This is a genomic window from Phenylobacterium sp., assembly GCF_030693625.1.
GTDB classification, from domain to species: Bacteria; Pseudomonadota; Alphaproteobacteria; order Caulobacterales; family Caulobacteraceae; genus Phenylobacterium; species Phenylobacterium ferrooxidans.
In genome coordinates, this window is sequence record NZ_JAUYAF010000017.1 from 1 (window position 1) to 11,812 (window position 11,812).

Genomic DNA, 11,812 nt, shown 5'->3' on the forward strand with positions numbered 1-11,812 from the left:
CGCGCCGCCCCTGCCGAGGCCCGTCCTCCGCGACGCGACGCCCCGTCGCCCACGACACCCCGCCCGGATCGCGGCCCCCGCGCCGACGCGCCGCGTTCGGGCCCGCGCCCCAATGCGGCCAAGCGGGACGCTGTTCCCAAGCGCAAGGAAGGCCCCAAGGCCGACTCGCGCCGCCCCGACCGCTTCAAGGGCCCGCGGCCGGACGGCGGCAAGACGCACGACGCCGAGCCCCCCGCCCAGGACGCGCCGCGCGACTTCAAACCTAAGCGTTCCGGATCTCCGCCGGCGGATGGGCGGCCTTCAGGCCCGCGCGGCCCCACTCGGTCGTCATCAAGGCCGCAGGGCTCGCCCGCGCGTCCGCCGGGTCCGGCGCCAAAGGGCGGTCCCAAGCGGCGCGGCTAAGCTGCTCGGCGCCGCCACCGCGCCACGGTCTTCCGCCCCGCTTCGCCAACACTCCATTCCACCCAAGAGACGGGTATCCTCATGCGCATCGTTTCCGGTGACTTCCGAGGCAAGGCGATCGTCACCCCGGCCGGCGACGCCACCCGGCCCACCTCCGACCGCGCCCGCCAGGCGGTGTTCAACATCCTGGAGCATGCCGCCTGGTCGAAGGGCCTGCGGGACCTGCGCGTCATCGACCTGTTCGCCGGCTCCGGCGCTCTGGGCTTCGAGGCCCTGTCGCGCGGCGCGGCCTTCTGCCTGTTCGTGGAGACCGATGAGGCGGCCCGCGGCGCGATCCGGGAGAACGTCGATGCCATGGGCCTGTTCGGCCGCACCCGCGTCCATCGCCGCTCGGCGGTCGACTTGGGGACCCGTCCGGGCGCCGATGGCCCCGCCTTTGACCTCGCCTTCCTCGACCCGCCCTACGCCAAGGGGCTGGGGGAGGTGGCGCTGGCCAAGCTGAGGGACGGCGGCTGGCTGGCGCCCGAGGCGCTGATCGTCTTCGAACGCGGCTCGGCCGAGCCCGCCTTCAGCGTCGAGGGCTTCGAGGTGCTGGACGCGCGCGACTACGGCGCCGCGCGCGTCCATTTCCTCCGAGCGCTTCCAGGCGAAGTGGAAGCCGGTTCGCCGTCCGGAAGCGCGACCAAGTAGAAACGCCTGCTACCAGCCGCGGACTGAGGTCCGGTTGTCCAGCTGGGCCCGCAGGTTCACCAGGCCGTCGCGGGTCACCCGATAGGGCTGTCCGTTGTGGCTGGCGATCAGCCGCTTCTTCTTCAGGCTCTTGAAGACGGCCAGGTCGCAGTCGGCCAGGCGCCAGCCGTCGCGGCTGACGCAGGTCGCTTCGACGATGCCGCCGCCAGCGTCGCGTTCAAGGATGATCTGGCCGCCTTGGGCCAGGGCGTGCAGCGTGCGTTGCTGCGCTTTGGAAATGTTCAAGGTGATGTCCGGAACTGTGCATGACAGGACGCGCCCGCGCGTTGGCGCGGACGGCGAAGGGCCATGGGCCGAACAGGCGCTCATCAAGAGCAGGAACCGTCGTCGGCGGTTAGGCCCGGGTTCCGAACACAGTCTCTGACATAATCTCCCCTTGGGTTGAGGCCGGGCCATCCTAGGCCACCGCGCGGGCTCGGCAACAGTCAAGGTTGCCGTGGCGCAAATGGCGCTCGGCTCGGCTTGCAGCAGATTGAGGTCGTCCAAGTCACTCCCCGTCTGGAGGCGGAGGAAAGGGTGACTGGCTATCTGCGCGCCATGCGCGCCTAGTCAAAAGGGGGGGAGGCCGGAGTTGCCCGTGTCGCCCGCTGAACTCAAGAGACTGAACGTCGCGCACCTTCAGAAGGTGCTGGATCGGACGGTCGATTTGCCGGAACGTGATCGCCTGGAGCGGCTTATCGGCGAAGAGCACATCAAGCCTGATTGCGCCTACCCCATCGACAGCTCGCCGCGCCGCTGAATCTCCGCCACGCGAGGGTAGTTTGGCCTTGGGCGCGTGGCGCGCCCGCGCGGGACCTTCAAGAAACCTCACGGCGCAGCCGCAGCGAAAAGTGAATCTATGCCTGATTATACTGAGGATCGTCGAATAGTGACAGGTATGTGACGAATATACGACGAACTGCAGGGCAAAATTCGAGTATTTGCCGCGCGTGATTCACTCCGCGTTAGTTGGCGCGACCTTAGGGCTGGCATACCCCAAGTACGAGGCCTTGCATGTCCGGCGTTCTTCTCGACCTTGCCCAGCCTTCAGATCCCATCACCCCCGACACCCCCGGCGCCCAGGTTTACGAGCGCTTCCAGGCCGAGCCCGACGCCCTGGCCATCGCCGTGGTGGACGCTGATCGGCGGCCGGTGGGCCTGGTGGAGCGCACCGCCTTCTTCCTGGCCATGGCCGGCCAGTTTGGCCGCGCCCTCTATGCCGGACGACCGATCTCCCTGCTGATGAACGCCGAACCCCTGGTGGTGGAGGGCTGCGTCGACGTGGCCGCCTTCTGCGGCGAGGTCCTGGCCGAACGGCCCTCCGAGCTGCTGCGCGGCTTCATCGTCACGCAGGTGGGCCTCTATGCCGGGGTCGGCAGCGCCCTGTCCCTGCTGCAGGCCACTAGCGCCGCCAACCGCGCCCATGCCGATGAGATGATGGCCCTGGCCGGCGTCATGCACCGCGCCAAGCTGGAGGCCCAGGCCGCGCTGACCGCCAAGTCGCAGTTCCTGGCGGTGATGAGCCACGAGATCCGCACCCCCCTGAACGGCGTCCTGGCCATCGCCGACATCCTGGCGCGCAAGTTGGCCCAGCCCGAGCTGATCCCCTATGTCCGCGGCATCCAGGATTCCGGCGAGACCCTGCTGCGGCTGCTCACCGACGCGCTGGACCTGTCGCGGGCCGATGCGGGCCGGCTGGAGCTGAACGAGGAGAGCTTCGCGCTCTCCCGCCTCACCGGCGACCTGGCCACGCTCTGGGGGGCGCGCGCCGAGCTCAAGGGCCTCTCCCTCGCCATCGACTATGACGGGCCCGCCGACCAGTGGGCCCTGGGGGACGAAATCCGCATCAAGCAGGTGTTCAACAACCTGATCGGCAACGCCCTGAAGTTCACCGAGAGCGGCGGCGTCGAGGTCCTGCTCCGCGTTCGTCGCGAGGGCGTCCACCTGGCGGTGGAGGGCGAGGTGTCCGACACCGGCGTCGGCGTCCCGGAGGATCGGCTGGCCAGCATCTTCCAGCCGTTCAGCCAGACCGAGTCGGGCCTGAAGCACGGCGGCGCGGGGCTCGGCCTCTCCATCTGCAGTGAGCTGGTGGCGCAGATGGGCGGGACCATCGGGGCGGCGCGCAACAAGGCGGGCGGCCTGCGCCTCCACTTCGCCATCCCGCTCTTCGACCTGCCGGCGCCTTCCGAGGCGGACCCGGCGCAGGGCGCCGCCGCCACCGCCGAGGGTGGCCTGCACATCCTGATCGTCGACGACAACGCCACCAACCGCCTGGTGGCTGAAACCCTCTGCGACATGTTCGGCGCCACCACCGAGAGCGTGGAGGACGGGCTTGCGGCGGTGACCGCGGCCGCCGGGGGCCGGTTCGACCTGATCCTGATGGATATCCGCATGCCCAGGCTGGACGGGGTCGGCGCCACCCGCCGCATCCGCGCCCTGGCCGGTCCCGCCGGGGCTGTCCCCATCCTGGCCCTGACCGCCAACGCCGATCCCTGGGACGCGGCCGGCTACATCGCCCAGGGCATGAACGGGGTGGTGGAAAAGCCCATCAAGGCCGAACGCCTGATGAGCGCCATCAACGAGGCCCTGGAACCCGACCGTCGCGCCGCTGCGGCCTAGGCTGTGAAGACCACACCCGGCGCCGAGCGCGCCGCTGCGGGGTTCACGGAGTATCGGCCGACGGCGATGCGGGCGTTCGCGGAGTCGACGCTCACCTGACCCAAATCCGCTCCTCCCGGCGAAGGCCGGGACCCAGATCGTAAGTCATGACTTGAGCCGGAAATCCGGAATACGGCGGATGCATCTGGGCCCCGGCCTTCGCCGGGAGGAGCGGTCCAGGTCAGGCGCTCAACGCCTGCGGTCCGTCCGCGGCCACGCCGGCGCCCACCTTGTCCGTCCACACTTGCTCCACGACGCGCAGCAGGCCATCGGCGGTGATGGGCTTGGTGATGTGGCCGTCGGCGCCGGCCTCGGACGAGGCCTTGGCGTGCTCGGGCATGGCGTTGGCGGTCAGGGTGTAGATCGGGGTCGGATGGGCGTGCTCCCGGCCCTCGCGGCGTCGGATGGCGCGGATGGCGGTCAGGCCGTCCATCACCGGCATCTGCATGTCCATGAGGATCAGGTCGAAATTGGATCGGGCGGCCTCGTCCACCGCCTCGGCGCCGTTCTCGACGCAGGTCAGCTCGACGCCGGCCGCGCCCAGGATCAGCTCCACGACCCGGCGGTTGGTGGGGTGGTCCTCGGCCAGCAGCACCCGCATGGTGTCGAGGTCGGCCTCCTCGCCGGCGCTTGCCTCATGATCGCCCCAGAGGTCGACGGCGCCGTGGCGGCGCTGCAGCTCCAGATCGAGCGCGAAGGTCGAACCCTCGCCGGGGATGGAGGTCGCCGAGAGCGTCCCACCCATGGCCTCGGCCAGGGAGCGGGAGATGGCCAGCCCGAGACCGGTTCCGCCAAACCTGCGGGTGATGGAGCCGTCCGCCTGCTGGAAACGTCCGAACAGCCGCTGACGGGTCTCCTCGTCAAAGCCGATGCCGGTGTCGGAGACCTCGAAGGTCAGGTGGGTGGAGGTCTCGTCGCGCCGCGCCTTGACCGTCAGCTTCACCTCGCCGGCGCTGGTGAACTTCACCGCATTGCCCAGCAGGTTGGTGAGGATCTGGCGGATCCGCGGCGCGTCACCGTTGAAGGAGCCCTGGGCATAGGGATCGACCTCGACGGTTAGCTTCAGGTCCTTGGCCTCCGCGCTCGCATGGAACAGCGAGGCGCAGGCATTGACCGAGGTGGCCATGTCGAAGGGCTCGGGACGAATCTCCAGGCGGCCGGCCTCGATGCGGGCGAGATCCAGGATGTCGGTCAGCAGGGCTTCCAGGGTTTGGGCCGAGGTCTCGATCAGGTTGACCATCTCGGCCTGGCCGGCGGTGAGCTCTGTGCGGGCCAGGGCGCCGGCGATCCCCATCACCCCGTTCAGGGGGGTGCGGATCTCGTGGCTCATATTGGCCAGGAACTCGCTCTTGGCCTTGTTGGCCGTCTCGGCCTCTTCCTTGGCCTTCACCAGCTCCAGTTCGCCGCGCTTCTCCTTGTCGATATTGCGCAGCACCCCCAGCACCCGGACGATGCGTCCGCGTTGGTCGCGGATCGCCTCGCAGGCGGAGTAGTGCCACTGGTGCGGACCCTCCTTCTGGGGCATGCGGTAGACCTGCCGGAACGGGGCGCCGCCTTCGATGTATTCGTCCCAGGCGCGCCTGGCCTCGTCGCGGTCGGCGGGGTGGATACTGCGCCACATGTCGGCGTTCATCTCCTCGTAGGTGGAGCCGCCCACCTCACCGGCCTGGGGCGACTGATAGCCGGCGCCGCTCAGTTCGCGCCGTTTCCAGTCCATCTCCCACATGCGCAGCTCGCCGATCTCCATGGCGAGCTTCAGCCGCTCCTCGTTGCGCTTGGCCTCTTCCAGGGCGTCGGCGGTTCGGGTGACGTCGACGGACATGATCAGCAGCCCGCCGATCTCGCCGTTGGCCTCGCGCCAGGGATTGATCTCCACCCGCGCCCAGAGGTGCCGTCCGTCGGGCAGGTTCACCGGCACCCGGTCGTGCTGCACCTGCTGACCCTTGAGGCAACGGTTGTAGACCGGCGCCCAGCGCTGGGTGTCGGGATAGGCCTCGTAAAGGCTCTGGCCGGCCACATCCTCACTCTGGCGCTCGGCGCGCCAGCGGGGGCTGGCCTGGATGACCCGCATCTCCTTGTCGACCATGCAGAGCGCCACCGGCGCGGCCTGGACGAAGGCGGAGATCATGCTGCGGGCGGCGGCCACCTCGCCGGCCGCCTTGGCCACGTCCTCGCGGGCGTGGTGCCGCTTCCACTCATCGGCGGCCAGGGCCGCCAGGTCGATCAGATAGTCGGCGAAATCGCGGTCAAAGGTCCGCGGCTTGGCGTCGGTGACGATGACCGCCCCCACGCCACGGCCGTCGGGCAGGCGGATAGGCGCGCCGGCGCAGAAGCGGATGGCGAGCTCGCCGGTGACGCCCTGGTGATTCTTGAACCGGGGGTCCTGGCTGGCGTCCTCGATCCACAGCACGTCGTCGGACTGCAGGGCGACCGCGGCGAAGGACTCCTGGCTGCGGACCTGGCTGTTCCAGCCTTCCCGCCGCGAGGCGTGCCAGGTCAGCTCGCCCTCCAGCAGGACGACGTCGCAATTTGGTGACTTGGCATAGGCCTGCGCCAGGCGCGCGATACGCGCCAGGGTTGGCCTCAATTCCGCGAGGTCCAGTCCGCCGACGGCGGCCAGACGTTCGGTTTCGCCGTGCGAAACCCCGTCCTTTTTGGCCATGTCATCTCCCCTGAGCAGTGGTCGGGACGATGGGGCCGAAGGGTTAAATGTCCGTGACCGTCAAAAACCGACTGCCCGAATTCTACGCAGGAGTGTGGTGGCGGGTTGGAGCGCCCATCGCCTCCCGCAAGCGGGAGAGGGGAAGAGCTACAGCAGCTTGATCTCGCGCAGGCGCTCTTTCAGGAACGCGTCGGCGGTGATCGGCGCGGGATAGCGGTCGGGGTGCTGAGCATCGACGCACGAGGCCAGGGTCGCGATCTCGTAGTCCGGGTTGAAGTGCAGGAAGAAGGGCGTCGAGTAGCGCGGGAAGCCGCGACGCTCCGGCGCCGGGTTCACCACCCGGTGGGTCGTGGACGGCAGGCGGTGGTTGGTCAGGCGCTGCAGCATGTCGCCGATATTGACCACCACCGAGCCCGCGGGCGGATTGATCGCAAGCCATTGGCCGTCGCGGTCCAGCACCTCCAGCCCAGCCTCTTCTGCTCCAAGCAGCAGGGTGATGACATTGATGTCCTCGTGCGCCCCGGCCCGGATGTTGGGGCCGTCCTTGGGGACCGGCGGATAGTGCAGCAGGCGCAGCACCGAATTGCCGTCGTTCACCGTGGGATCGAAGAAGTGGCGGTCCAGCTTCAGATAGGTGGCGATGGCCTCCAGGACCTTGATCCCCAGCTCGTCCAGGGCGTCGTACAGCCAGGCCACGTCGGAGACGAAGGTGGGAACCTCCACCGGCCAGACGTTCGGCGGCATCACCTCCTGATAGGGATGGCCGGGCGGCAGGTCGCGCCCCATGTGCCAGAACTCCTTCAGGTCGAAATGGGCCGCGTCCTTGGCGGTCTCGATGCCGAAGGGGGTGTAGCCGCGCTGACCGCCGACCCCCACCACGTAGCGCGCCTTCACGTCGTCGGGCTGGGCGAAGAAGGCCTTGGTGGCGTCGGTCGCCGCGGCGATCCTGGCGTCTGGCAGGCCGTGGTCGGAGATCACCGCGAACCCGTAGCGGGCGAAGCTGTCGCCGAGCGCCTGGGAGAAGGCTTCGAAGTCGGCGCCGAAGGCCTTGAAGGAGACGGGGGTGATGGCGGCTTGGGTCATGGTCCGCCCCTTACACCGGCTGGCGATCCTTCTCCACCCGTCTGGCGGGGAAGGGGAGCTCGTCGTTCACTTCCTCTTCGGCGCCCACCCGACGCATCTCGGCGTTCAGCAGCCGCTCCATGGTCTCGGTGGAGTCGCGGCTGGCCAGGACATAGTTCTCCTCCTGGCCATAGGCCGGCGCCAGCGTCTCGAACAGCTTGCGGTCCAGCTTGCGGAAGGCGGCGGCCGCGCCGACCGCGCGGCGCTCGCTGAAGCCCAGGCGCATGAGGGCGCGCTTGCCCATGGCCAGGCTGCCCTCGAAGCTTTCGCGCTCCACGTCGTCGGCGCCGTGGGCCAGCAGGTCATAGGCGTGCCGCCGGTCCCAGGCCCGCGAGAGGATGGTCAGGTTCGGGAAGGCCAGCTTGGCGGCCTCCACCAGCTCCACGGCCTTGTCCTTGTCGTCGATGGCCACGATCAGCAGGCGGGCCTTCTCGGCGCCGGCGGTGCGCAACAGGTCCATACGGCTGGCGTCGCCATAGTGGACCTTGCGGCCGAACGCCCGCAGCAGTTCGATCTGCTCGATGCTGGAGTCCAGGGTCACCACATTGAAGTCGTTGGCGATCAGCAGGCGCGCCGCGATCTGACCGAACCGTCCGAAGCCCGCGACGATCACCTCGGGCTCGCCCTCGTCATAGGGGATGTGCTCCGGCTCCGCGCCCGGCCCCGCCTCGCGGCTCAGCACCAGCTTCTCGTAGGCCAGGAAGGCCAGCGGCGTGAAGGCCATGGAGAGCGCCACCACCGCCGAGAGCAGCTTGGAGAGCTGGGGATCGATGACCCCGGCCGCCACGGTGAAGCCCAGCAAGACGAAGGCGAACTCGCCGCCCTGGGCCAGGGACACCGCCGTGGCGCCCGCCTCCCGGCGCGGCATGCGGAAGAGCGCGCCCACCCCGAACATGGCGACCGCCTTCAGCACCATCATGCCGATCACGAGGGCGATCAGCAGCGCCGGCTGGCGGGCGATCACCGAGAAGTCGAGACCGGCCCCCACGGTGATGAAGAACAGGCCCAGCAGCAGGCCGCGGAACGGCTCGATGTCGGTCTCCAGCTCGCGCCGGAACTCGCTCTCGGCCAGCACCACCCCGGCCAGGAAGGCGCCGAGCGCCGGCGACAGGCCCACGGTCTGCATCAGGGCCGCGACGGCCACCACCAGCAGCAGGGCCGTAGCGGTGAAGATCTCCCTCAGGCGCGCCTGGGCGATGAAGCGGAACACCGGCCGCACGAGATAGCGACCGCCCCCGATCACCGCGGCCACCGCGCCGAGGATGGCGAGCGCCTTGGCCCAGCCGGGCAGGCCCATGGCGTCCAGCAGGCTGGCGCCGTGACCGGCCGCCGCCGCCGCCTCGTGAACCGGCGCCGTCACCGCCAGCAGGGGTAGCAGAGCAAACAGCGGGATCACCGCCAGGTCCTGGAACAGCAGCACCCCGAACACCGCCTCGCCGAGGGTCCCCTGGCGCAGGCCCTTTTCCTCGAGATTGGCCAGCACGATGGCGGTGGAGGACAGGGCCAGCACCGCGCCGGCCGCCAGCGCCGTGCGCCAGTCGAGGCCGAGCGCCAGGCCCGCCGCGGCCATCGCCAGGGTGGTCCCGGCCATCTGGCCGCCGCCCAGGCCGAAGATCGCCGTCCGCATCCGCCACAGCAGGGCCGGCCGAACCTCCAGCCCGATCAGGAACAGCAGGATCACCACGCCGAACTCGGCGAACTTCATGACGTCGGCGGGCTCCCCCACCAGGTCCAGCAGGAAGGGCCCGACGATAACCCCGGCGATCAGATAGCCCAGCACCGAGCCCAGGCCGATGCGCTTGGCGATCGGTACGGAGACGACGCCGGCGGTCAGATAGACCAGCGCCTGGATCAGCAGTCCCTGGCCGTTCATCGGGCGGCCCTCGGTTCATGATGCGACATGGCGCGACTATGAACCGGCGTTCCCGGTTTTGTGCACCCGAAAACCGAATGCGCGGTTCCCAAATGTTGCAGTGCGGCGTAATGGGCGTTCATGGCTGACAAGACACAGAAATCCGCCGTCGACGCCCTGGCGGGGCGCCTGTTCGATGGCATGACCATCATGGCCGGGGGTTTCGGCCTCTGCGGCATCCCGGAAAACCTGATCGCGGCGATCCGCGAGAGCGGGACCAAGGGCCTCACCGTGATCTCCAACAACTGCGGGATCGACGGCTTTGGCCTCGGCGTCCTGCTGGAGAGCGGCCAGATCAGGAAGATGATCTCGTCCTATGTCGGCGAGAACAAGCTGTTCGAGCAGCTCTATCTCTCGGGCGACCTGGAGCTGGAGTTCAATCCCCAGGGCACGCTGGCCGAACGCATCCGCGCCGGCGGCGCCGGCATCCCGGCCTTCTTCACCAAGACCGGGGTCGGCACCCTGGTGGCGGAGGGCAAGGAGGTGCGCGAGTTCGACGGCGAGCTCTATGTCATGGAGCGCGGCCTCACCGCCGACCTGGCCATCGTGAAAGCCTGGAAGGGCGACGCCGCGGGCAACCTGATCTACCGGAAGACCGCGCGGAACTTCAATCCGATGATGGCCACCGCCGGCAAGGTCACCGTCGCCGAGGTCGAGCAGCTGGTGCCGGTGGGAAGCCTCGACAAGGACAACATCCACACGCCCGGCATCTTCGTCGACTCGATCGTCGCCGGCGCGAAATACGAAAAGCGGATCGAACGCGTCACCACGCGGCCCCGCGAAGAAAAGGCGAGCGCCTGATGGCCTGGACCCGCGAACAGATGGCGGCCCGCGCCGCCCAGGAGCTGCGCGACGGCTTCTATGTGAACCTCGGCATCGGCATCCCGACCCTGGTGGCCAACTACATCCCGGCCGGCATGAGCGTCACCCTGCAGAGCGAGAACGGCATGCTGGGCATGGGTCCTTTCCCTTACGAGGGTGAGGAGGACGCCGACCTGATCAACGCCGGCAAGCAGACCATCACCGAGCTGCCGGAGAGCTCCTATTTCTCCAGCGCCGATAGCTTCGCCATGATCCGCGGCGGCCACATCGCGCTGTCGATCCTCGGCGGCATGCAGGTCTCGCAGACCGGCGACCTGGCCAACTGGATGGTGCCGGGCAAGGTGGTGAAGGGCATGGGCGGGGCCATGGACCTGGTGGCCGGCGTCAAGCGCGTCGTCGTCGTCATGGACCACGTGGAGAAGTCCGGCGCGCCGAAGCTGCTCACCGCCTGCACCCTGCCGCTCACCGGGGCGCGGGTGGTGGACCTGCTGATCACCGACCTCGGCGTCTTCGATATCGCCCGCGGCAAGGCGCCGCTCACCCTCACGGCCCTGGCCGACGGCGTCACGCTGGAGGAGATCACCGCCAAGACCGAAGCCAGGTTCGAGGTGGCGCTCGCCTGACCGGGTGAAACCTCCGGGTCCTGGCTTGCGTATGTCTTCACAGGACAACCAAGGCAGACCCATGAACAAGCCCCTCTTCGCCGCCGTCGCCGCCGCCAGCCTGCTGCTGGCCAACGCCGCCCCCGCCGCCGGCCCGCTGCGCGCCGCGGTCTTCGCCGGCGGCTGCTTCTGGTCGGCCGAGCACGCGATGGAGCATGCCAAGGGGGTGAAGTCCGTCGTCGTCGGCTATTCCGGCGGCGCCTCGAGCCGCCCCACCTACCAGAACCACCAGGGCCACCTGGAGGCGATCCAGGTCACCTATGACCCCAGCCAGACCAGCTACTCCCGGCTGGTGGCCACCTTCTTCCACAACATCGACCCCACCGATCCCAACGGCCAGATCTGCGACCAGGGCCCGTCCTACCGCACCGCCGTCTTCGTGGAGGACGCCGCCGAGCGCGCGACCGCCGAGGCGGTGAAGGCCCAGGTGGCCAAGGAGCTGGGCAAGCCGGTGGCCACCAAGATCCTGCCCGCCGCCACCTTCCACATGGGCGAGGCCTATCACCAGGACTACGCCAGGAAGAACCCGGCGGCCTACAACGCCTACAAGATCGGCTGCGGCCGCGACGCCGCGCTCAAGGCGGTGTGGAAGCGCTGACGAAATCGCGCTTTCCTTCTCCCCTTGCGGGAGAAGGTGGCCCTGCGGAGCAGGGTCGGATGAGGGGTCAATGGGCTTCTCGGGTTAGGGCGTTGCAGGATCATCGGAGAGGGGAGCGTGACCCCTTGTCTGTTGGGGTGGTGCTAGATTGTGGCTGTCTTCCGGGACGTCCGCCTGGCGTTGGCGCGCCAGGCGGACTGTCGGTGGAGGGACCGCTAACCCCTGAGCTATTGAGCTGAGGATGA

Annotated in this window: 10 protein-coding genes; 6 read left to right on the plus strand and 4 right to left on the minus strand. The window is 68.9% G+C overall.

Features of this window, described 5'->3' with window-relative positions; genetic code table 11:
* The first annotated feature begins 483 nt into the window (after positions 1 to 483).
* A complete protein-coding gene (gene rsmD, locus Q8N10_RS02450; protein ID WP_304775859.1) occupies positions 484 to 1,092 on the plus strand; it encodes a 16S rRNA (guanine(966)-N(2))-methyltransferase RsmD in 609 nt (202 codons plus the stop codon).
* Between the two features lie 9 nt (positions 1,093 to 1,101).
* Here rsmD and Q8N10_RS02455 read toward each other — a convergent pair whose 3' ends face one another.
* The gene (locus tag Q8N10_RS02455; RefSeq protein ID WP_304775857.1) at positions 1,102 to 1,377 is read right to left on the minus strand and encodes a YjhX family toxin; all 276 of its coding nucleotides are present in this window, start codon (positions 1,375 to 1,377) and stop codon (positions 1,102 to 1,104) included.
* Positions 1,378 to 1,729: 352 nt separating this feature from the next.
* Between Q8N10_RS02455 and Q8N10_RS02460 the strand changes: the two genes are divergently transcribed.
* A complete protein-coding gene (locus Q8N10_RS02460; RefSeq protein ID WP_304775855.1) occupies positions 1,730 to 1,891 on the plus strand; it encodes a hypothetical protein in 162 nt (53 codons plus the stop codon).
* Positions 1,892 to 2,145: 254 nt separating this feature from the next.
* Complete coding sequence (locus Q8N10_RS02465; protein WP_304775853.1) at positions 2,146 to 3,750, plus strand: ATP-binding protein; 1,605 nt, start codon at positions 2,146 to 2,148, stop codon at positions 3,748 to 3,750.
* Between the two features lie 220 nt (positions 3,751 to 3,970).
* On the opposite strand, the gene Q8N10_RS02470 is transcribed toward Q8N10_RS02465, so the two are convergent.
* From Q8N10_RS02470 to Q8N10_RS02480, 3 genes are all read right to left on the minus strand, one after another.
* Positions 3,971 to 6,451, minus strand: a complete 2,481-nt coding sequence (locus tag Q8N10_RS02470; protein WP_304775851.1) for an ATP-binding protein — start codon at positions 6,449 to 6,451, stop codon at positions 3,971 to 3,973.
* 147 nt (positions 6,452 to 6,598) lie between these two features.
* Positions 6,599 to 7,534 (minus strand): isopenicillin N synthase family oxygenase, encoded by a 936-nt coding sequence (locus tag Q8N10_RS02475; RefSeq protein WP_304775848.1) that lies wholly within the window; start codon positions 7,532 to 7,534, stop codon positions 6,599 to 6,601.
* 10 nt (positions 7,535 to 7,544) lie between these two features.
* Positions 7,545 to 9,446 (minus strand): monovalent cation:proton antiporter-2 (CPA2) family protein, encoded by a 1,902-nt coding sequence (locus Q8N10_RS02480; RefSeq protein WP_304775845.1) that lies wholly within the window; start codon positions 9,444 to 9,446, stop codon positions 7,545 to 7,547.
* A gap of 120 nt (positions 9,447 to 9,566) precedes the next feature.
* Between Q8N10_RS02480 and Q8N10_RS02485 the strand changes: the two genes are divergently transcribed.
* From Q8N10_RS02485 to msrA, 3 genes are all read left to right on the plus strand, one after another.
* On the plus strand, positions 9,567 to 10,286 hold the full coding sequence (locus tag Q8N10_RS02485; RefSeq protein ID WP_304775842.1) for a CoA transferase subunit A: 720 nt from the start codon (positions 9,567 to 9,569) through the stop codon (positions 10,284 to 10,286).
* Positions 10,286 to 10,930 (plus strand): 3-oxoacid CoA-transferase subunit B, encoded by a 645-nt coding sequence (locus Q8N10_RS02490; protein ID WP_304775841.1) that lies wholly within the window; start codon positions 10,286 to 10,288, stop codon positions 10,928 to 10,930. The genes Q8N10_RS02485 and Q8N10_RS02490 overlap by 1 nt, the downstream gene beginning before the upstream one ends.
* A 61-nt stretch (positions 10,931 to 10,991) precedes the next feature.
* Positions 10,992 to 11,567 carry a peptide-methionine (S)-S-oxide reductase MsrA gene (gene msrA / locus Q8N10_RS02495; RefSeq protein WP_304775839.1) on the plus strand — a complete coding sequence of 192 codons (576 nt, stop codon included), beginning with the start codon at positions 10,992 to 10,994 and terminating at the stop codon, positions 11,565 to 11,567.
* Positions 11,568 to 11,812: the final 245 nt, after the last annotated feature.